This window comes from Micromonospora sp. NPDC048839 (assembly GCF_040649915.1).
Taxonomy (GTDB): Bacteria; Actinomycetota; Actinomycetes; order Mycobacteriales; family Micromonosporaceae; genus Micromonospora.
Map to the genome: position 1 here is coordinate 222,281 of NZ_JBEZGL010000004.1, position 20,944 is coordinate 243,224.

The following is a 20,944-nucleotide window of genomic DNA, read 5'->3' on the forward strand; positions in this document are numbered from 1 at the left end:
CGTCCCACACCGTGCGTCGGACACCGGGGAGTGACCCTCCCATGACGACGTCCACCTGCGACGACGCGGCAATGCGGACGAACGTCTGCCTGCTCGTGCTCGGTCGACTGTCCGGTGCGGAAGAAACTGCCGTCAGCGCTCATCTGCGTCGCTGCGCGACCTGCCGGGCCGAACGGGAGGAGATCGACCACACGGTCGGCACACTCCGCCTGCTCAGCGACACCCACGTACGCCGCCTGGTCGCCGACTTCGGGGCCGGGCCCGCCGATCCGGGACGTGCCCCACCTGGTGATCACCTGTTCGGCGCACCCGGGGCCGCGCTGGCGCCGGATCTACCCGCCCGCGCCGTGACTCCGGTCGGCAGCGTGCGGAAAACCCACGCCGCGCCCCGATTCCCGGTCCCCGACGAGGTCGGTCCGGTGGCCCGAGCCCGCCCGGCGATGATCGACGACAGGTACCGCGCCGGACCCGGCGAGGGTTTCCTGCCCCCACGGCCCGCGACGGGCCCGCTGTCCCGCGGCCCGCACTCGCACCGCCGCCCGAGGTCCCCGCGTCGACGGGTCGGCGGCATGGTGGGCGTGACCGGCCTGCTCGCCGTCGCCCTCAGCACGGGACTGCTCATCGAGCCCTGGAACGCGGCTGACTCACCCGGTCCGGTCGTGGCGGTCGCGACCACCGAGGACGGCACCGGTGGTGTGGAGTTCTCCGCGGTTCTCTATGACGACGACGGGCAGGTCAACCTGCGGGTCACCACCGATGGCCTGGCACCGGAGACGTCGTATCAGCTCTGGGCGCTCACCAGGGCGGGCGAGGAGTTGCTGCTCGGCCGGCTCAACGGCAAGACGGGCCGCGGAGCGTACGCCGGTGGTGTCGCCGTGTCGGTGGACGACCTGAGTCAGCTCAGCGTGCGTCAGGTCGACGGCGGGGTCCTGGTGACGGCCGACGTGATCAAGGGATCCCCGCGACCGGGCGGAGGGGTGGAGCCGACGTGAGCCGAGCGGGCGTGCAACCCGTCGAATCGCGACCGCACCGGGCCGCGCCGTCCGTCGCGAGGTTTCGGCAGGTCAGCGTACCCATTGAGCTTCCGACGCCGATCCGGCCCGCCGCGGTCTGCCAAGATTCCTCGGGAAATCCCCCACGAACACTGAACGCGGGTACCCATGCACTCGTTATCGCTGCCATGAACCAGGCCGCGGGGAACACGCTCTCCGGTGCGTCGTCGCCAGACCCCACCTACGACGACGCGCTGCGCCTCGCCTACGAGACACATGGGCCAATACTGCTCAACTACCTCCTGCGCCTGACGTTGGGCAACCGTGGCCTTGCCGAGGACATCGTCCAGGAGACGCTGGTGCGCGCCTGGCACCATCCGGAGGCGCGGACGACAAACGGTCAGTGGAGCCGGGGCTGGCTGTTCACCGTTGCTCGACGCATCGCCATCGATCACCTGAGGGCGGCCCGCGGTAGACCGTCCGAGCAGCTCGACGAGCGCATCGAGGAGCGACACGCCTCAGTGGACGACATCGACCGCCTGCTCAACGGCCGCGAGGTGCGAGACGCCGTGGCCAGGTTGCCGGAGCGGCTGCGCAGCGCGCTGATCGAGATCTACTTCCAGGAACACACGGTCGCCGAGGCCGCGCGCAACCTCTCGATCCCCGAGGGGACGGTCAAGTCGCGGACCTTCTACGCGCTACGGGCATTGCGCGAGGACCTCACCGGGCGCGGATTCAGCATCTGAGTGACCCCTCCGGCAGAAGTTCCGAAGTTGGCCCGCCCAACCGTGAACCAACCGGTCGCCCGGCTCGTTCACAGCGCACACTCGTCGGAGAGGGAACCAACCGTGACACTGAGATCGGTGATCGGACGCCTGGCCACCTTCCGCTCCTCGGGCGGTCGCACATGGCACTCACTACGGACGACCCGCCAGCGGATCGAGGCCGGTGTCGCTTTCGCCGCCGCCGTCGTCTGTATCGTCGCGGCCGGGCTCCAGGTCGGTCCGGCGCTTGCCGAAACCACTGTCGAGGGTGAGCCGGTCCCCGACGACGTGCTGCCGGCAATCGTCGTCGGCGCCACGTCCTGCCCGGCGCTGACCGGGCCGCGACTCGCCGCCCAACTGATGGCCGCTTCGGGGTTCAAGCCGACAGCCGTGTCCGAGCGAGGCGAGGGCATCGCCGGGCTGGACTCCCGGGCCTGGCAGACGTGGGCGCCGTGGCAGCAGGCCCAGCGCGCCGACGTGCGCGCCAATGTGCTCGCGTTGGCCCACCGCACGTGCGAGGCGATCGGCCAGGTGCGGGCCAGCGGGGCCGACGGCGATCTCTGGAGGGCCGCTGTCGCGGCGGAGAAGGTCGGTCTGGACGCGGTGGTCAAGGTCAAGGGCGTGCCGACGTCCGCCCAGGAGCACGTCGACACGGTGGCGGGGTACGCCAACTGGTACGCCAGGCAGCCGCAGTTCTCCGGCGCGACGAAGCCGGCCCGGCCGTCCGTCACTCCCGCGCCGGACCAGGTCGGCATCCCCGAGGAGTACGTCGACGCGGTGGTCAAGGCCGGTCAGGTCTGCCCGTCCACCGTGTCCGCGGCACGGATCGCCGCCCAGTTGAGGTCGCTCTCCGCCTTCAACCCGAATCTGAAGGGCAGCGGCGGCGGCCAGGGCATCGCCCAGTTCACGCCGTCGATGTGGGAGGAGTACAAGCCGTCCGACAGCGCATCGGTCTGGGACCCGCAGGCCGCGATCCCCACCCTCGCCACCGCCATGTGCGACCTGCGCAACCAGCTCTCCGGAATGAATCTGCGCCAGTCGGGGGAGGAGAGCGACGCGTACTCGTTGGCGCTCGCGGCGTACCAGTGGGGGGTCACCGCGGTCCGGGCCAAGGGCGGCGTGCCGCGCGCTGCCGCCGTTCCACAGCTCGTCGACACGGTCGACGTCTACCTCCCCGCGTACTCGTCGGACGAGCGACTGGCCCACGCGTTCCCGTCACCGTCGGCGAGCAGCCCAGCCCCGCCGCCGTCGTCCTCGCCGTCCTCGTCGTCGCCACCACCGTCGTCGTCGCCCTCGGCCACGCCGAAGCCCTCGCCCACGGTCCCGGTTGATCCGCCACCCACGCCCGCCGCGACTCCGTCGCCGTCGCCGTCGCCGCCCCCCGCGCCGCGGGCCACCGCCCTGCCGGCGAGCTGGGATCCGGCTGTCTCCTACCAGTTCAAGAATGCCCTGACGGGCCGGGTCATGGAGGTGCCGGGCAAGGACAACGTCACCGCCAGCGGGACGACCATCCAGCTCAGTGACAACCTGCGCCAGAAGGACCAGTACTGGCACGTCGCCAAGGCCGCTGACCCGAGATACGTGGTGATCACGAACGCGTTCAACAACAAGGCACTGGGCATCCGCGGTGGCTCCATCAAGGACGCCGCGGAGTTGGTGCAGCTCGATCCGGCGTTCGACAATCCCAACCAGCAGTGGTCGCTCATCGACGGCGGCACGTGGGTCACCTTCATCAACCGCAATTCCGGCAAGGCGCTCGACATCCTCGGTGACGACTGCTGTGGCAAGCACGGCACCCCGGTCACCCAGTGGAGTCGGCAGAGCTACGCCGTCGACCAGCGCTGGGTGCTCAGCAGATGACACGGACACGGGACACGGATCCGCGCGGCGCGACGGGCTGGGTGGCGGCGATCCTCGCGGTGGTCGTACTCGTCGTCGGGACACCTGCCGCGCCGGCGCGCGCCGCGGTCGACGAGTACGTCCTCTACTACACCGTCACATCGGCCTACCAGGGCAAGCCGGAGAATCTCGGCGAGATCGCCGGCCGGCTGCTGGGCAACTCGTCGCGCTCCACCGAGATCTTCAACCTCAACACCGCCCGTCGACAGCCGGACGGCGGCGCGCTCACCGACCCGAACACCCTCCACGCCGGCTGGTACCTGGTCGTGCCCTGGGACGCGGTCGGCGCGGGTCTGCAGCACGGCGTGTTGCCGAACACCGCTCCTGCCGGCGCACCGGCCGCGAGTGCTCCGGCCGTGCCGCCGCAGGCGTCCACGCCGCAGGCACCGGGCGTACCTGCCGTTCCTGTCGTTCCGGGCAGCCCGGCTGCTCCGGCCCCGCCCCTCGGCGGGACGCCGCCGATCCCCAGCCTGACCCCGGTCCCGGCGCAGATACCGTCCACGCCGCCGCCACCCGCGCCGGCGGGCAGGTGCGTCGCGGCGACCGCCGCCAGCGCGCCGTCGAACTGGGCCACCGTGCGGCTGGCAGCCGACCTGGCCTGGCCGCACACTCGGGGCGTCGGGCAGCTCGTCGCCATCGTCGACTCCGGTGTGGACGGACGCGCGGGCCAACTCGCGGGCCGGGTGTCGATCGGGGCCAACATCGTGACCGGTGACGGCCGTGGGGACAGCGACTGCCTGGGCACCGGTACGGCGATGGCCGGCCTGGTCGCCGCGCAACCGGCGGACGGGGACGTCTTCGCTGGAGTCGCCCCGGAGTCGGTCATCATGCCGGTGCGGGTGGCCACGGATCAGCCGTCCGCCGACGCGGCCGCCCAGGCGACGGCGATCGAGGTGGCGGTCTCCGCCGGAGCGACGGTGATCGCGCTCGGCTCGTACGTGGATGTCACCGCGGAGGGCGTGTCGCGGGCCGTCGAGGCGGCGCTCAGCCGCAACATCGTCGTGGTGGCTGCTGCGCCGGTCGGGCCGGGCGCCGCGGCCCCGCCGGCGGAGCTGATCAGCGTCGGCGGTGTCGGCGCCGACGGCACGCTCCTGGAGGAGTACGCCGCGGACCTGGTCGACGTGGTGGCGCCGGGGGTCAACGTCTCCAGCATCGGCATCAACGGCACGAAGCAGTTCGTCGGTAGCGGCACGCAGTACGCGGTCGCTCTGGTCTCCGGCACGGTCGCCCTGGTTCGTGCCGCCCGCCCGGATCTGTCGGCCGCGCAGGTCGCCCACCGGGTCCGGGTGACGGCCGACAAGACGGGTGACGCGCAACCGGATGCCAGGTACGGCGGTGGCATGATCAACCCGGAGGCCGCGGTGACCCGGGAACTGCCCGAGGAGGCGACGCAGGTGTCCACGGGTCGACGACCCGGCCAGAGCACCGGGGGCGACGGCACCCGGGTCGCGTTCCTGCTGACCGTCCTGGCGGGGCTCGTGCTCAGCGGACTGCTCGTGTTCCGCCTCCGCCGCAGCGTACGGCGGGCCGAGATGGAGCCTGACACCGAGGACGAGGACGATGGGTTGGATGCGGACTGGCCGGCGGGGACCGCGCCCGAGGAGCAGCCACGTCAGCCGACGCTCACTGGCACGCACTGAGCGGCGGTCGGTTTCGTGACAGCGCAGACGTCCCCGGTCGTGAACTCCCCGCTGGGCAGTTCCGTTCTTAGAAGGTCGGGGACCGCGGGCGACCAGCCGCGCGGGCGAGGGATTGAGGACTTGGTGCGACATGGCTGACGACGTGTGCGATGAGCCCCAGCTCCGCAGCGCGCTCGGCGTGTACCTGGCCGGCGAGTTGGCCGCGGACCAGCGCGACGCGGTCGAGAGCCACCTTGCCACCTGCGCCCCGTGCTCCGCCGAGGCCGACGCGCTGACCGAGGCGGTGGCGATGCTCGCCCTGCTCTCCGACCTCGACCGCCGGGAGTTGGTGGCCGAGTACGGCGTCCCGCCGATCCCGGTGGTGGCCGGTCCAGACCACGTCGACGAGCGGGAGGCAGAACCGGAGCCACCGCCGGCGCCCGAGCGGGAGCCTCCCGCGGCGTTGCCGGCTCCGCCGGCCACGGCCCGTGCGGCGGGACCGACCCGTGGTCCTGCCGTGAACCGCGCACGCACCGGTCCGGGGGGTGCGACGTCCACCCGGCCTGGTCGCCAGCAGCGCCGGCAGCGGATGAGGCTCGCGGGAGCCGGGCTCGCCGTGGTGGCCCTGATCTTCGCGGGTCTGCTTGTCGGCCAGTCGCTGCGGGGCCAGACGACCACCCCGGACGTGGCGGCTCCGAACGGTGGGAACACCGTCGTCACGCTCGTCACGAACGCCACCGACATGCCCAGCGGCGCCACGCTGTCGGTGGTCGTCTCGCAGCAGGACGGCGCGGTGAACCTGCGGGCGACCCTGGCCGGCCTGCGGGTCGGTGAGCCCTATCGGCTGTTCGTCACCGACGTCGACGGGCAGAGCTGGGAGCTGGCCGTGGTGACCGGCGTGGACTTCCGGCAGGAGGTCGCCCGCGGCTGCCCCGTGCCCATTGAGCGACTCGACCGGTTCAGCGTCACCGCGGCGGACGGGTCCCTGGCGGTCGTCGCCGTCGTGGACCGCGCGTCGCCGTCGGTGACGCCCCGCTAGCCGTGGCGGTCGGCCTGGCCGGCGCGGTGGCCGTGGCGCTCACGGTCGTCACCGGCTGGCCGGTGGCCGCGCCGACCCCGCCGGCAACCACCGGCGGTTGCCTGCGTCCGCCGGAGAGCATGGAGACGGGCGTGCCCTGGGCGCAGGAACGGTTGGGCGTGGAGCGGGCCTGGCCCCTGTCGCGGGGTGCGGGGATGACCGTGGCGATCGTCGACACCGGCGTGGCCACGAACAGCCCACAACTCACGGGCCGGGTCCTCGCCGGTGTCGACCTCACCGCCGCGGGCGGGCCGCGCGCCGATGACGACTGTTTCGGACACGGCACGTTCATCGCCGGCATCATCGGTGCGGGGCCGGCGGCCGGCACCGGCTTCGTGGGCGTCGCACCCGAGGTGCGGATCCTGCCGATCCGCGTGGCCAACAGCATGGACGACGGAACAGCAGCCCTGCTCGCCAAGGGCATCCGCGCGGCGGTGGACGCCGACGCGGACGTCATCAACATCTCCGCCAGCACGCGGGCCCCGGAGCCCGGCCTGGTCGAGGCCATCGCGTACGCCGAGGCCAGGGACGTGGTGGTCGTCGCCGCCGCCGCGAACGGTACCCAGCATGGCCAGCTGGTGGCGTACCCGGCGGCGCTGCCCACGGTGTTGGCCGTCGGCGCGATCGACACCACCGGCGCCCTCGCCACGTTCTCCCAGAGTGGCCGGCACCTGGGGCTGACCGCGCCCGGTGTGGACGTGGTGAGCATCGGTCCCGGTGGGCCGGGCCACTGGCAGGGCAGCGGCACCAGCTACGCCGTACCGTTCGTGGCCGGGGTGGCCGCGCTGGTCCGGGCGTACCGGCCGACTCTGACGGCGGCCGAGGTGCGGCACCGGCTGCTGGTCACGGCCGACCACCCGGCGGTGGCGTTGCCGCACCCGGGTTATGGCTGGGGCGTGGTCAACCCGGCCGCCGCCGTGGCGACCGTGCTGCCGGAGGAGGACGTCGCCCGGCCCGGCCTGCCCGTGCCGCCCGCTCGCCGCCCCGACCTGCCGACCCCCGACCCGATCGGGCGTTACCTGGTGGCTCTCGGCGCGGGGCTCGCGGTCGTGCTGACCGGGCTCGTCGTCCTGCTCACCGTGCTGCTGCCCGCCGGCCACCGACGTCGCTGGCGGCCCGCCCGCGTCGTCGAGGTCCGCCGTCCGCCGACGATCTGACCTCCCGGTACGACGTCACTGCTCCGGCCGGTCCGGCGCCGGCACCTCGGGGGTCTGCACCAGGCGGACCGAACGTCGGCGGTCGATGTACTGGCCGCGGGCGGTGGGCAGCGTCCGCGGTCGGATGTTGCCGAGGAAGGTGCCCTCCTCCCGAGGACAGGAGAACAGGACCGCGGGAGAGCCCAACTCCCACGCCCGGCGGAGCACCGGGCTCGTCATCGCCCGGGAGGCGCCCACGGTGCTCCGCGCGATGATCAGGTGCAGCCCGATCTCGGCGCCGTGCGGCAACAGGGGCAGCAGGGGTTGCAGCGGCGAGTCCCGGCCGCTCTCGATCAGCTCGAAGTCGTCGACGATGATGAACAGCCGGCCGCCGGTCCACCAGTCCCGTTTGGGCAGCCGGCTCGGTGGGACGTCCGGGCCGGGCAGCCGGCCGGTGAGCACCTGACCCGCCTCGGCGATGGTCGCGGTGAGACGCTCCGCCGACATCGAGTATCCGATCTGGTTCGCCTGCGGGATCGCGTCGTGCAGCTCCCGGCGGAAGTCGCCGAAGACCACCCGTGCCTCGGCGGGCGGGTGGTGCGCCGCGACACTGCGGGCGATGTGCCGCAGCAGGTTCGTCTTCCCGGTCTCGGTGTCCCCGAAGATCAGCAGGTGTGGGTTGGCGTCGAAGTCGTGCCACAGCGGGGCCAGGCGGACGTCGTCGAGCCCGAGCGGGATGCGGATCTCCGCCTCGCGGGTGGGCGCGGTCGCGACCGGCAGGTCCGCGACGGGCAGCACCTCCGGCAGCAGCCGCACCTGCGGCGCGCGTGGCGCGGTGGGCACGTCCAGGAACTCGACCAGCTCGGCCGTCGCCTCGGCCAGGTCCTCGGTCTCCGCAACCCCGTCGATGCGGGGTAGGGCCGTCAGGAAGTGTCGCCGATCCGGCGTGATGCCCCGGCCGGGGATCGCCGGCACGGTCGCCGCCACCCGGCTGTTGACCTCGGACTCCACCGGATCGCCGAGCTTCAGCTCGAAGCGGGTGCCGAGCACGTCCCGCAGCCAGGGCCGGATCTCCGACCAACGACCGGCGGAGACGAGCAGGTGGACGCCGAAGCTCAGGCCCCGCGCGGCGATCTCCCCGAAGCGGTCGTCCAGCTCCTGGAAGTCCTGCCGTGCCGTATACCACCCGTCGACCACCAGGAACACGTCCCCGTACGGGTCCTCGTCCTGGAATCCGCCGGCCTGCCGGGCCCGCCGGTAGCTGGTCATCGAGTCGATGCCGTGCTGGGCGAAGATCTGTTCCCGGCGGGCCATCAGATTCGTCAGCTCCAGCACGGTACGGGTCACCCGGTCGCGGTCGAGCCGGCCCGCGACGCTGCCCACGTGCGGCAGCCGTGACAGTGCCCCCAGCGCGCCGCCGCCGAAGTCCAGGCAGTAGAACTGCACCTCGGCCGCGGTGTGGGTCAGCGCCAACGCGCTGATCAGCGTGCGCAGCAGGGTGCTCTTGCCGCTCTGCGGGCCGCCGACGACACCGACGTTGCCCTTGCTGCCGGCCAGGGAGGCCAACAGCAGCTCGCGCCGTTGCTGCGCGGGCAGGTCGACGAGGCCGACCGGTGCGACGAGCTGGCCGGTGCCGTACCCGCCCACCGGCGCCAGGCCGAGGGTGGGGTGATCGATGAGCGGAGGGAGCAGCTTCTCCAGCGTCGTGGTCTCGGTCAGCGGCGGCAGCCACACCTGGTGCGCGGCCGGGCCGTGCCCGTGCAGCACGGACAGGAGCATGTCGGCCAGGACCGGTGGCTTCTCCTCGTTGTCCTGCTCCGGGTCCGGCTCCGGCGTCACCGGCGTCTCGGGGCGCAGGTGCTCGGTGCCGAACGGGACGAGACCGCCCTGGACCGACTGGAGGCGGCGTTGGTGCGGCGGACGCCACGGCCCGGAGCAGTAGGCGCCCTTGAACCGGATCAGGTTCTGGGTGTCCGGCCGCAGATAGCCGTTGCCCGGCACGTTCGGCAACTCGTACGCGTCCGGCACACCGAGCACGCTGCGGCTCTCCATCGAGGAGAAGGTCCGCAGACCGATCCGGTACGACAGGTGGGTCTCGATCTGGTGGATGCGCCCCTCGTCGAGGCGTTGACTGGCCAGGAGCAGATGCACGCCGAGGCTGCGGCCCAGCCGGCCGATCATCGCGAAGACGTCGATGAACTCGGGTTTGCTGCTGAGCATCTCGCTGAACTCGTCGACGACGATGAACAGCGCCGGCATCGGCTCCAGCACGACACCCCCGGTCCGCGCCTTCTCGTAGTCGCGCCGGGACGGGTATCCGCTCGCCCGCAGGTGCTCCTGGCGACGGTTCAACTCACCGGTCAGCGCGTCCTGCATGCGGTCGACCAGTTCCAACTCCTCGGACAGGTTGGTGATCACGGCCGAGGTGTGCGGCAACCGCTCGAAGCCGAGGAACGCCGCCCCGCCCTTGAAGTCGACGAGCACGAGGTTCAACTCCTCGGAGGTGTGCCGGGCGGCCAGCGCCAGCACCAGCGTGCGGAGCAACTCACTCTTGCCCGAACCGGTGGCGCCGATCAGCATTCCGTGTGGGCCCATCCCGCCCTCGGCCGCCTCCTTGATGTCCAGCTCGATCGGGGTGCCGGTGGCCGACATGCCGATCGGGACCCGCAGCCGTTGCGCCGCCGTCCGCCCGGCGCGGTAGGCCGCCACGTCCAGGGCGGACAGGTCACCGAGCTGGAGCAGGCCGGCCAGGTCGTAGTCGGTGGCCAGCGGCTCCTCGGTGTCGGTGCCCGCGCCGACCCGGTAGCGGGCCATCGACCGAGCCAGCGCCGCTGCCGCCACCACGCCCATCCGGTCCGGGCGGCACAGGCGGCTGCTGCTCGACTTGCCGAGGTGGTCGAAGGAGACGATGTCCAACTGCTGCTCCGTGGTCTGCACCAGCAGGGTGTGCGGGTGCGCCTCCCAGCCCAGCGTCGCCCCCACGTCCAGCGTGAGCACGTTGCGGTAGCCCTCCACGCCGACGCGGTGGCCGGCCGGTAGGCGTGGCCCGTCGAGGATCAGCACCACGAACGGCTCGACGGCGGTGACCGGGGAGTCCGGCTCGAAGCCGGGGCGGTCCTGCACGTTAAGTGTGGCCAGGGCCTCCTCGATCTCGGTCACCTCGGTGGCGAATCTCCGCCGGGTTCCGGTGACGTCGGGGACGGTGTCGTCCTGCACGTGCGGCAGCCACTTGGCCCAGTCCCAAGCCGGTCCCCGGGCGGCGATTACCACCAGCAGATCCTGGGGGGAGTGGGCCACGGTGAGCTGGGCCAGAATCGCGCGCACCGTGGACCGGGCCACCGACACGTCACCGCCGAAGCCGATCCGGGCGAAGCCGCGCAGGTAGATGGCGATCGGCGCGTCCTGCAGGGTGGAGTAGGCCCGCAGGAAGCGACGCAGCGCGTGCGCGGCCAACGGCTCCAGATCCTCCAGCGGCTTACTGTTCGGCGCGGCCAACCGCACGGTGGAGCGTCGGGTGCCGAGCCCGACACGTACCTCGCCGAAGTCGTTGTGCGCCGTACGCCGCTCCCACAATCGCTGACTGAGCACCATCGACCACAGCGCGCCCGGGTCCGGGTGCAGCCAGCGGGCGGCACGCCGCTCCTCGGTCAGCGCGGCGCGTACCTTGCGCCGAACCTGGCCGAGGTAGCGCAGGTAGTCGCGGCGCTCACCGTTGAGCCGGTGCTTGTGCTGCCCGGCGTTGCGGATCAGCGGCACGATCAACATCGCGATCGCCGAGAGCACCATCAGGCAGACGCCCACGTAGGCCAGCGCGCCCGCGTTGGGTCGCAGGAACATGAGCACCATCGCCAGCGAGGCGATTGCCATCGGCGCCAGCATCAGCACGGCGCTGAGGCCCCGCTCGGCCGGCTCGGGGATGACCGGTGGCTCCTGGAGCGCGATCTCCTCGACCGGTGCGACCGGTCCGGCGCGGCGAGCCTTACGGACGTACGGCACCGTGCCCACGTTCGTCTCCTTCGGTGAGGGGTTTCCCTCCGATCGACCCGGTCGCCTCCCGAGCACCCGTCGGGCACGCGAGAGCGGGCTTATCGTCCTGGGGATTCGGCGCTCGACGCGGGAGCGGTGTCGGAGGCCGGGTTTCGCTTGTGGAGGCAGACCCGGCACCGGAGAAACGAACAGCAGTGACCATAGCAGGAGGGGGCGGTTGTGGCGGAGACACGCGTTACCCCGGATCAGTTGCGGGAGATCGGCAAGAAGATCGGCGCCCTTCTCGAGGACCATCAGTCGGTGTTCAACAACCTGGCGAAGGTGAAGCCGAATGCCGGCAAGTTCGACGCGGCGGTATGGCTGGAAGATCTCTTCGCCGACCGGCGCAACGCGATCATCGAACACGTGAAATACCTGCAACGGGCGTTCGACGAGATCAACACCGGTTTGTACGAGATCGCCGGCGATTATGAGCGGATCGACGGAAGTAACGCCGACGCGGTGGCCAAGTTCAACAAGGACGCCAAAAAGGTCGTCGGCGGTATGGGTGACGCCAAGTTCGAGCCGAAGAAGGTGCGGGAGAAGTCCAGCTACAAGACCGGCGACTACGGCCCCGGGGTGGACAAGTTGACGATCGACCCGGGGAAGGACGTGATCAAGCCCTTCAAGCCGGGGGAGATCTTGGGCATGGACGAATTCCTCGACGTCAAGGGCGTGGGGCCGAAGGACGACGTCAATCTCGATCTCCGCGAGAACCCGCTCCTCAAGGACATCGACGGCTACCCCGATTCGAGGCTCGAGAAGAGTGAGGGGCCGCCGGAGGAGAAGCCGCCGGACGAGAAGAAGCCGGACGAGAAGCCGCCGGAGACGCCGCCACTCTCCACTGGCGAGCACTTCGATCCGCATCACGAGCCGTCGGGGAAGGAGTACGTCCACGACCCGTCCAAGGACGACGATTTCCGGGGCAAGACCTACCGGTACTACGAGATCGACGGCAAGCATCAGACCGGTCCGGGCGGCGTCGAGATCTGGTGGACGGATCTGGAGCCCTACTACTACGACGGCCGCTACTACCGCCCGTACAAGCACTGACCCACCCTGATGGAACGGTTGAGCACGCAGCGCCTCTCGGCACCCGTACGTCTCCGGTTCGTGCTCGGCTCGCGTGCCGTGGACGTGGCCCTGCCCGGTGACGCGCCGCTCGTCGATCTGCTGCCGTCGGTGCTGCTCCACCTCAGCCCGGAGGCCGCCGACCACGGCGCCGAGCACGACGGGTGGGTGGTGCAGCGCGTCGGCGAGCCGCCGCTGGACGAGGAACAGTCGGCCGTCGAATTGAACCTGCTCGACGGCGAGGCGTTGCACCTGCGACCCCGGGCCGAGCAGTTGCCGCCGATCGACTTCGACGACCTGGTCGACGGCGTGGGGGAGCAGGCGCGTACCAGCCCGTGGCGATGGACGGCGGCCCGGACCCGCGCGATGCTGCTCACCGACGGAGCGGTGCTGCTGGCGGTGGGCCTGGTGGTGCTCTGGCTCGGCGGGCCGGCGGTGGTGCGTGCCACGGTCGCCGTGGCGCTCACCGTCGTGCTCCTCGCCGCCGCCGGCCTGGTCAGCCGCGCGGTCCCCGACCCGCGGACGGGGACGCTGCTGGCGATGGCGGCGGCCGGCTACTCGGCGACAGCCGGCTGGCTCGGGGCGGTCGCGATCGCCCCACACTCGTCCCTCGCGGTACGGATCTGCCTGGCGGCGCTGGCCGCGGTGGTGACGCTCTCCGCCGGGCTCTCCGCGGTGGCCGACGCCGGTCTGCTCTTCGCCGGTGCGCTCGCCCTCGCGGTGGGCGTCGCGGTTCCGGCGCTGCTCACGGCGGCGGGTCCGGTGACCCCACCGGAGGCCGCCGCGTGTGGGCTGGTCTTCTCGATGGTGGCGGCGTTGATGCTGCCGCCGGCCGCGTTCCGCCTCGGTGGGTTGACCCTGCCGCTGCTGCCGGGCAAGCCCGAGCAACTGTCCGAGGACATCGACCCCGAGCCGCACCGGGTGGTGGTCGAACGGGGGAGCGCCGGTCTCGCGTACCTGGCCGCGCTCTCGATCGGGGTGGGTGCCGCGCAGGTCCTGATGGCCGCGGCGCTGCTGGTGGCCGGCGGGCGCTGGGAGATGATCCTGGCGCTGCTGGCGGCCGCCCTGCTGAGCATGCGAGCCCGGCACCTGAGCGGCCTGGTGGCACGCTGGGCGACGATGACCCCCGCCATGGCGCTGGTCCTGTTCACCCTGCTCCGCTACGCCGCGGACCAGGAGGGCGTCGCTCGGGCCGCCGTCCTGGTCCCCGCCGTGGTGGCGGTCGCCGGCGCGCTGCTGACCGCGGCGTCCACGCTGCCCGGCCGTCGGCTGCGGCCGTACTGGGCCCGAACCGTGGACGTGCTGGAGATCCTCCTCGCGGTGGCCCTGATCCCGGCGCTCGGCGCGGTGCTCGGGATCTACCAGATGGTCCGGGCCTGGGCCAGCTGATGGAGTCCCGCAAGGATCAGGTCCACGCCTACTTCTACACGGTCAGCCGCCTCAACTCGGCGGTGATGCAGGGCCGTCCCGACCCGTACGAGCCGCCGAACCAACGTCCGATCCTCGGCCTGGTCATCGGGATCCTGCTGGCCATCGTCGTCGCCGGCGGCTTCGGCATCTACGGCATCTTCCGACCCGGCGGTGACTCCTCCTGGCGGCAGGCGGGTGTCGTCATCGCGGTGAAGGAGACCGGCGCGCGCTACCTGCTGATCGAGGGCCAGCTCCGACCGGTGCTGAACTACGCCACCGCCCGCCTGGTGCTGGGCAGCAACAGCCCGGCCCGCCTCGTCCAGGTGTCGCGCAACTCGCTCAGGGGGGTGCCGGTGGGCGCCCCGATCGGCATACCGGGCGCACCCGACACGGTGCCGGTGGCGAACCGCCTCTACTCGGGCGCGTGGACGGTGTGCGCCCAACCGCCCGAGCCCTCGGGTGCGGCCGCCACCACGTTGCTGTTGGGCGACCTCGTCCGGCCGGTCGCACTGAACGACCGCGAGGGGTTCCTGGTCCAGACGACGGACCGCCAGCGGTACCTGGTCTGGCAGGGACGCCGCCACCACCTGGCCGATCCGGCCGCGGTGGCGTTGGGCTACGCGGCCGTCGAACCGATGCCCGTGACCCCGGCGTGGCTCAACCCCATCCCGGCGGGGCGGGACCTCACCTTTCCCGCGGTAAGCGACCGCGGGAGGCCGGGATCGTCGATCGGCGGGCGGGTCAGCCTCATCGGCCAGGTATACGAGGTACGCAACCCGGTCGGCGGGGCGCCCGACCTGTTCCTGTCCCGTTCCGATGGTCTCGTGCGGCTGAGCCGCACCGCCGCAGCCCTGGTCCTGGCGGATCCGGCGATTCGGGAGGCGTACCCCGGAGGTGCTGTCGCGCCGATTCCGGTGCGGCCGGACGAACTGGCCGGCGCCACGGTCGCCGGCAGCACCGAGTTCGTGGACGGCTATCCGCCCGAGCCGCCGACGCCGGTACGCGGCCCGTCGGTGCTGCCCTGCGTGGGCTTCCGGCCGGCGCGGGACACGGTGACGGTCACGCTGACCAGGGTGTCGGCGTCGGCAGCGCGGAACGCTCTGCCGGTGCCACGGACCGCTGTCGCGGCGGGCGGCATCGTGGATCGGATCCTGATCGCCGCCGGCACGGGAGTGTTGGCCCGCAACCCGTACGCGCCGGGCGGTGGTGGGGCGCTCTACCTCGTCTCCGAGTACGGCGTGAAGTTCCCGCTGCCGCCCAAGGGCGCGGAGGCGCTCGGCTACGCCGGCGTGGCACCTGTCAACGTCCCTGCCGAGTTGCTGGAACTGCTGCCGACCGGCCCGGCGCTCGACCCGGCCGCGGCGCTGGTGAGCGAGACCTGGGGTGGTTGACGGGGGTTTTCCCCGCGAAGGGACCGGCGGGCCCGCCGGAGCGGCTCGGTCGCCAAGCCCGCTGGTTGCATGAGCCCCACCAGGCGAGAACTACCGGATCACCACAGTCCACAGCAGGGAGAGGAAGCCATGGCGAACGGTAATACCACCCTCGATCCGAGTACCGCCAACCGGGTCGCGGGGGACCACCGACAGACGGCCGGCGACGTCGACGCCGCGAAGAACAGGTTCAGTGCCGCCGTCGACCTGATGGACGACTACTGCGACGGCGCCATGATCAAGACGCTGCTGGAGGCGCGCGACGACTGGATGGGCGAGGTGACCCGCATCGTGGCGGACCTCAACGAGATGGCCGGCAACGTGGACGGCACGGTGCAGGACTTCGACGCGCAGGATCTGGCGAACGCCGGTCAGGTCGGTGCCATCGGTGTGGGCATTCTCAAGGACATCTGAGCCAGCACAAGCGATCGGAAAGGGGACCGGCCATGTCCGGCAACGGCCTCATCGGCTATCAGTACGACCAGATCTTCGAGGGCATCTCGCAGATGCAGCGGGTCAACCGCGATGTCGAGGGTTACATCGAGAAGTTGTCCCAGGAGACCGGCCACGCGCTCGACACCTGGACGGGGCCGGCGGCCGCGAACTACAACCAGCTTTCGAAGCAGATCGAGGACAACTTCGCCGACATGAACACCATCGTCGCGGACCTCGCCAAGGAACTGGGGATTCGTGCGGACGACATGAAGGAGCAGGACATCCGCTCCGGCAACCGGTTCGGCAACCGCTGAGTGTTTCGAGGTGACGCCGGGGGGCCTACGGGCTCCTCGGCGTATTCCGGCAGTTCGTGATGAGTCCGAGCGGTGGGGGAATCGTGCCAACGGGTGAAGTCGGGTCGTTCGACGAGAAGAGCCCGCCCACGGGAGAGACGTTCCGCAACTACGGGGGGTGGGGGCAGCTCGGCCCGTTCGTCGGGGACATCACCGAGCCCGGCCTCAACGCCGAGGGCGGCTGGGCCGAGGCGGAGCAGGCGTTCAACAAGGCGGAGATCGAACTCGACCTCGTCCTGGAGGAGTTCGAGAAGCTGGCCAAGAAACTGACGGGTGGCGCGAAACCAGCATTCGTCGGAGAAGCCGCCAACGCCTTCGACGCCCATGTCGTGGAGGTGGCCGACAAGAGCAGGGAGGGCGTCTACAACGTCCTCGATGGCAACGACTATGGCACCAAGATCGGTAATGTCGGCGATGCCATTGTGACCTTCCGCCGGGACTTCTGGGACATCATCGACACGGGTCATCGGCTGACCGACCGGCTCCGGGACTGGGTCTCCGCCGAGATCGAGAGAATCTACACCGGCGTCGACGACCCGGCTTCCAAGCTGGCGGACAAGGAGCGCGGGTGGGGGCAGGCCTACCAGGCCGGCGAGCGCTGGATCATGTCCAACCTCCGCGCCCTGCTGATGGGGTTGTCCGCGACGTACGAGGACATCGGTGGCCGGCTGCCCAAGCTCGACATCGCGCTGCTGAAGCCGATCGACACCAGCAGCGGCCACGACAAGAAGAACGAGAACAGCGGCAGCGGCAGCGGCAGCGGCAGTGGCAGCGGTAGCGGCAGTGGCAGCGGTAGCGGCAGTGGCAGCGGTAGCGGCAGTGGCAGCGGTAGCGGTAGCGGCAGTGGCAGCGGCAGCGGTAGCGGTAGCGGCAGCGGTGGGAACAGCGGGAACAACAAGGGTGGCGACGGCCGTGCGAAGGCCCTCGACGAGGCCGAGGGCGCGGTGTCCAAGGCCATCGACGGGCTGAAGAACGGTAACCCCACGCACGACGCCGCGCTGGATGAGGCGAAGAAGGCCGCGACCGACGCGATCGAGGGACTGTCCAACGGGTCCGGCAGTCAGACGCCGCCGACCAACGGCATCACGACCCCCATGGAATTAGCTCCACTGACCTCCAGCCCAGGAAAACCCTCGGGTTCCGGCGGGGGAGCGCCCGCGGGTTCGGGTGGGGGAGCGCCCGCGGGTTCGGGTGGGGGCGCGCCCATCGGCGGTGGCACCTCCGGTGGTGACGGCGCGCGGCAGAAGGCGCTGAATGACGCGAACGGCGCGGCGACCGACGCCATCGATGGCCTCAAGACCGGTGACCCGGGGCGCGACGGTGCGCTCGAGGATGCCAAGAAGGCAGCGTCCGACGCGATCCAGGGGCTCGGCTCGGCGGGTGCCGGCGCACCCCCCCTCAGCGGTGGCGCCGGCTCGGGCGTGAAGTCCAGCACGGGCGCGACGCCTGGCGGGGATGCGGCGCGTAAGGACGCGCTCAACGATGCGAAGAAGGCCGCCGACGGCGCGATCGATGGACTGTTGGGTGGGGCCGGCGGCGTTCCGGTGACATCCGGCGATCCCGGGAGCAAGAGTCCCAGCTCCGGATCCGAGAAGGCGGGGGGCGGATCGGGCACCCCGGGTGAGGCCGCTGAGCAGGCGCGCAAGGACGCCCTCGAGGATGCCCGAAAGGCGGCCGATGACGCCATCGACGACCTCAAGGGCGGCGGCGATTCCAAGCAGGGACTACCGCCGACGTCGTCGGCTGACCCGGTCACCGAGGAGGCCCGCAAGGACGCGCTGGAGGATGCGCGAAAGGCGGCGGACGAGGCGATCAAGGATCTGAAGGGCGGATCGACAGCTGACCCGGTCGCCGAGGAGGCCCGCGAGGACGCGCTGGAGGATGCCCGGGAGGCCGCGGACGAGGCGATCGAGGACCTGATCGGCGAGCCGACCGGTGACCCGGAGACCGATGCCGCCCGCAAGGACGCGCTGGAGGACGCCCGGGACGCCGCGGACGAGGCGATCGAGGAACTGCTGGACGAGGACGCGGGCGACGCCACCCCGGAGGAGGCGCGCGACCGGGCGTTTGACGAGGCGCAGAAGGCTGTCGACGGTGCCATCGACGATCTCGACGACAAGCGCACGACGGGCGGCGGCGGGGACCCCGAGGCCGAGCAGGCCCGCGAGGATGCCCTTGCGGACGCCCGGAACGCGGCCGACGACGCGATCGACGACCTGATGGGCCAGGACGACAACAAGGACGACAACAAGGACGACAACAAGGACGACAACAAGGACGACAACAAGGACGACAACAAGGACGACAACAAGGGCGACGGCAAGGGCGACGGCAAGGACGACAACAAGGGCGACGGCAGTCCAGGGAAGAGCGACGAGGCCGCCGAGAAGGCTCGCGACAGTGCCCTGGCCGAGGCCAGGGAGTCCGTCACCGACACTCTCGACGAGATGATCAAGGACGAGCGGGCCGGCAAGGGCGAGGGCGACACCGCGGCCGAACGCGAAGCACGGGTGGAGGCGCTCACGGATGCCAAGGAGGCCGCTGACGAGGCCATCGACGACCTGATCGACGAGGGCGCAGGCCACTCGTCCATCTCGGACTACCTCAACGGCAAGAGCACCGTCGGTACTGGCGGTGGTTCTGGCGGTGGTTCCGGCGGTGGTTCTGGTGGCGGCCCGGGTGGCGGATCCGGCGGTGGTTCGGGTGGCGGCCCCGGTGGTGACTCCGGTGGCGGCGGTGGCGGTGTGTCCGGCGGTGGCGGCGACCGGGGCGGTGCGAACCTGCCCGCCCCACTCGAGCTGGCCCCGGTGGCCTCGGGCGACCCCGGTAGCTCGTCGTCGTCGTCGGCGTTGTCAGCCGGCGCTCCGGGCGGTCAGGGCGCCGGATCCGGAATGCCAATGTCCCCGCCGATGGGCGGCGGCATGGGCAACCAGGGTGATCGGGACCGTGAACGCAACACGTGGCTCGTCGGCGAGGACGGCATGTGGGGCGACGACGGCGACGCGGTCTCCAGCCAGGCCGTGGGGAGGAGCTGACCCATGGACATCGCGGGAGGAAGCCCGATCGGGCAACCGCGGACACTCCAGGACATCGCTCTCGCCCTCGACGCGGCATCCCCGGTGGACATCGAGACGTCCGCCCGGCTGTTCGACGAGGCCCGGAGTGGCCTACGGGCGATCGCCGAGTCGCTCGACCGCGCGTTGAACGAGTTGGACGACGCCTGGCGGAGCACCCAGGCAACCGGTGTACGGCTGAGCGACCCGGCACGTCGTACCCGAGAGTTGGTGCACACCCTGGACGACGCCGAGTGCGGACGGCAGTTGCGGGTCACAGCGAATGCCCTCGGCGTCGGGCAGTCGCGGGTACGGGACCTACAGGCTCAGCGAGCCGCGGACAGCGGCTCGACCGACGACGAGTGGGACCGCCGGGCACAGGTCGTACTCCATGGCCTTGCCGAGGCGTACCGCGATGTCGGCCTCGGTCTCGGCGGCCAGAACCCACCGACGGTGGCGACCGTCGACGAGCCGGGGGACCGTCACGCCCGCGCCGAGTCGGCGGGAGACGACCCGCCGGGCCTGGTCCTCGCGGCGGACTCCGATGCCGCCGACCTCTTCCGCCCGGCGGCGCCGACGGTCAGGGCGAATCAGCCCGGCGAGACTGTCGCTCCGCCGTCCGGAGGTGGCGGCGGGGCGGGCAGCGGCCTCCCGATGATGCCGCTCATGCCGATGGGGGGCATGGGCGGAGGGATGGGTGGTGGCCTGGGTGGCATGCAGAACGAGGGCGGTGGGCAGCGCCGTGGCAGCACGCTCGCCCAGGGAGACCCGGCGGTGTGGAAGGACGCCGACGCCGGATGGCACGTGCTCGGGCGCACGGATCGGATCGACCAGCACATTCAGGAGGGGCTCCGCAAGGAGCTCGGGGACGTGAGGAAGGGTGACCGGGATGGTTGACCAGACCGACCGCGGACCAGGCGGCCGAGAGCTGAACGTGGTCTTCGCCATGCTCGCCGAGGAGCGGCGCAAACTGGACGAGTTCCAGGCCAAGATGCGGGCGGCGAGCACCACAGTCGATTCGCCGAACAAGATGCTCACCGCCACGTTCGACGGCCGTGGCGAGCTGGTGAAGCTGACGTTCAACAACACCAAGTACCGCGCGATGGCACCGAACGAGCTGAGCAGTCTGCTGGTCGAGACGCTGCGCCGTGGCCGGGCCGAGTCGTTCGGGAAGATCGACGAGATGGCGGGTCCGGACGTGCTGCCCGGCGTGTCCTTCGGCGACCTGGCCGGCGGGAAGGTGGACCTCAACGAGGTCGTTGGCTCCCTGCTGACCTCCGCGATCGACCTGCCGTCGATCGCCCGGGCCGCGCGGGACGAGGCGGGTCGGGCCGATGGCTGACGCGACGAGGATCGACCCGGAGGGAGCCCACCATCTCTTCAAGGTGGTCGGGAGCGTCGCCGACGAGGTCGACAGTGCTCTGTCGCGCGTCAGGAACGTCCGGACGAGTCTTCCCGATCCGTGGGGAAATGACGAACACGGTCAGAAATTCGCACAACAGCGGGAACCCAACGCCGAACAGACGCTGGGCTACCTCGCGACGGCGCGGGACTCGATCAGGGAGTTGGTCCGCGAGGGGCATGGCGCGGTCGACGCGCTCGTGGACCAGGACATCGACAATAGCGCCAACCTTTCGTAGGTCCGCGTAACCAGCCGCATCGGGAAGTCTCGGTGTCT

16 protein-coding genes are annotated in these 20,944 nt (G+C 71.3%); 15 read left to right on the forward strand and 1 reads right to left on the reverse strand.

All coding sequences use genetic code 11. The features are described 5' to 3' along the window. The first annotated feature begins 41 nt into the window (after positions 1 to 41). From AB0C25_RS09750 to mycP, 6 genes are all read left to right on the forward strand, one after another. A complete protein-coding gene (locus AB0C25_RS09750; protein WP_357371399.1) occupies positions 42 to 992 on the forward strand; it encodes a hypothetical protein in 951 nt (316 codons plus the stop codon). Positions 993 to 1,180: 188 nt separating this feature from the next. After that, positions 1,181 to 1,738, forward strand: a complete 558-nt coding sequence (locus tag AB0C25_RS09755; protein WP_357371401.1) for a sigma-70 family RNA polymerase sigma factor — start codon at positions 1,181 to 1,183, stop codon at positions 1,736 to 1,738. A gap of 117 nt (positions 1,739 to 1,855) precedes the next feature. Next, positions 1,856 to 3,616, forward strand: coding sequence for an RICIN domain-containing protein (locus AB0C25_RS09760; protein ID WP_357371403.1), 1,761 nt, complete (start codon positions 1,856 to 1,858; stop codon positions 3,614 to 3,616). Continuing rightward, entirely contained in the window at positions 3,613 to 5,295 is a 1,683-nt protein-coding gene (locus AB0C25_RS09765) for a S8 family serine peptidase (protein WP_357371405.1), read from the forward strand. Before AB0C25_RS09760 ends, AB0C25_RS09765 begins: the two co-directional genes overlap by 4 nt. A gap of 130 nt (positions 5,296 to 5,425) precedes the next feature. After that, on the forward strand, positions 5,426 to 6,313 hold the full coding sequence (locus AB0C25_RS09770; RefSeq protein WP_357371407.1) for a zf-HC2 domain-containing protein: 888 nt from the start codon (positions 5,426 to 5,428) through the stop codon (positions 6,311 to 6,313). Between the two features lie 2 nt (positions 6,314 to 6,315). Further along, positions 6,316 to 7,509, forward strand: a complete 1,194-nt coding sequence (mycP, locus tag AB0C25_RS09775) for a type VII secretion-associated serine protease mycosin (protein WP_357371409.1) — start codon at positions 6,316 to 6,318, stop codon at positions 7,507 to 7,509. A gap of 15 nt (positions 7,510 to 7,524) precedes the next feature. On the opposite strand, the gene eccCa is transcribed toward mycP, so the two are convergent. Continuing rightward, entirely contained in the window at positions 7,525 to 11,493 is a 3,969-nt protein-coding gene (eccCa, locus tag AB0C25_RS09780) for a type VII secretion protein EccCa (RefSeq protein WP_357371411.1), read from the reverse strand. 201 nt (positions 11,494 to 11,694) lie between these two features. Here eccCa and AB0C25_RS09785 point away from each other — a divergent pair, with 201 nt between their 5' ends. The 9 genes from AB0C25_RS09785 to AB0C25_RS09825 all read left to right on the forward strand — a co-directional run bounded on the left by AB0C25_RS09785 (position 11,695) and on the right by AB0C25_RS09825 (position 20,906). Continuing rightward, a complete protein-coding gene (locus tag AB0C25_RS09785) occupies positions 11,695 to 12,567 on the forward strand; it encodes a hypothetical protein (protein WP_357371413.1) in 873 nt (290 codons plus the stop codon). A gap of 18 nt (positions 12,568 to 12,585) precedes the next feature. Further along, positions 12,586 to 13,974: a type VII secretion integral membrane protein EccD gene (gene eccD / locus AB0C25_RS09790; RefSeq protein WP_357371415.1), complete on the forward strand. Its 1,389-nt coding sequence runs from the start codon at positions 12,586 to 12,588 to the stop codon at positions 13,972 to 13,974. After that, positions 13,974 to 15,386 carry a type VII secretion protein EccB gene (eccB, locus tag AB0C25_RS09795; RefSeq protein WP_357371417.1) on the forward strand — a complete coding sequence of 471 codons (1,413 nt, stop codon included), beginning with the start codon at positions 13,974 to 13,976 and terminating at the stop codon, positions 15,384 to 15,386. The genes eccD and eccB overlap by 1 nt, the downstream gene beginning before the upstream one ends. Positions 15,387 to 15,515: 129 nt before the next feature. Further along, complete coding sequence (locus AB0C25_RS09800) at positions 15,516 to 15,839, forward strand: hypothetical protein (protein WP_357371419.1); 324 nt, start codon at positions 15,516 to 15,518, stop codon at positions 15,837 to 15,839. A 32-nt stretch (positions 15,840 to 15,871) separates the two neighbouring features. Beyond that, a complete protein-coding gene (locus AB0C25_RS09805) occupies positions 15,872 to 16,174 on the forward strand; it encodes a WXG100 family type VII secretion target (RefSeq protein ID WP_357371421.1) in 303 nt (100 codons plus the stop codon). 83 nt (positions 16,175 to 16,257) lie between these two features. Beyond that, positions 16,258 to 19,248, forward strand: a complete 2,991-nt coding sequence (locus AB0C25_RS09810) for a hypothetical protein (protein WP_357371423.1) — start codon at positions 16,258 to 16,260, stop codon at positions 19,246 to 19,248. A 3-nt stretch (positions 19,249 to 19,251) separates the two neighbouring features. Further along, positions 19,252 to 20,163 carry a hypothetical protein gene (locus AB0C25_RS09815; protein ID WP_357371425.1) on the forward strand — a complete coding sequence of 304 codons (912 nt, stop codon included), beginning with the start codon at positions 19,252 to 19,254 and terminating at the stop codon, positions 20,161 to 20,163. After that, on the forward strand, positions 20,156 to 20,608 hold the full coding sequence (locus AB0C25_RS09820; RefSeq protein WP_357371427.1) for a YbaB/EbfC family nucleoid-associated protein: 453 nt from the start codon (positions 20,156 to 20,158) through the stop codon (positions 20,606 to 20,608). The genes AB0C25_RS09815 and AB0C25_RS09820 overlap by 8 nt, the downstream gene beginning before the upstream one ends. Beyond that, a complete protein-coding gene (locus AB0C25_RS09825) occupies positions 20,601 to 20,906 on the forward strand; it encodes a hypothetical protein (RefSeq protein ID WP_357371429.1) in 306 nt (101 codons plus the stop codon). Before AB0C25_RS09820 ends, AB0C25_RS09825 begins: the two co-directional genes overlap by 8 nt. Positions 20,907 to 20,944 lie beyond the last annotated feature (38 nt).

Coding starts and splice junctions, on each gene's coding strand:
- AB0C25_RS09765 (WP_357371405.1), top strand. CDS start 3,613: ATGACACGGACACGGGACACGGATCCGCGCGGCGCGACGGGCTGGGTG.
- AB0C25_RS09825 (WP_357371429.1), top strand. CDS start 20,601: ATGGCTGACGCGACGAGGATCGACCCGGAGGGAGCCCACCATCTCTTC.
- AB0C25_RS09755 (WP_357371401.1), top strand. CDS start 1,181: ATGAACCAGGCCGCGGGGAACACGCTCTCCGGTGCGTCGTCGCCAGAC.
- AB0C25_RS09815 (WP_357371425.1), top strand. CDS start 19,252: ATGGACATCGCGGGAGGAAGCCCGATCGGGCAACCGCGGACACTCCAG.
- AB0C25_RS09805 (WP_357371421.1), top strand. CDS start 15,872: ATGTCCGGCAACGGCCTCATCGGCTATCAGTACGACCAGATCTTCGAG.
- AB0C25_RS09750 (WP_357371399.1), top strand. CDS start 42: ATGACGACGTCCACCTGCGACGACGCGGCAATGCGGACGAACGTCTGC.
- eccB (WP_357371417.1), top strand. CDS start 13,974: ATGGAGTCCCGCAAGGATCAGGTCCACGCCTACTTCTACACGGTCAGC.
- AB0C25_RS09800 (WP_357371419.1), top strand. CDS start 15,516: ATGGCGAACGGTAATACCACCCTCGATCCGAGTACCGCCAACCGGGTC.
- AB0C25_RS09820 (WP_357371427.1), top strand. CDS start 20,156: ATGGTTGACCAGACCGACCGCGGACCAGGCGGCCGAGAGCTGAACGTG.
- AB0C25_RS09770 (WP_357371407.1), top strand. CDS start 5,426: ATGGCTGACGACGTGTGCGATGAGCCCCAGCTCCGCAGCGCGCTCGGC.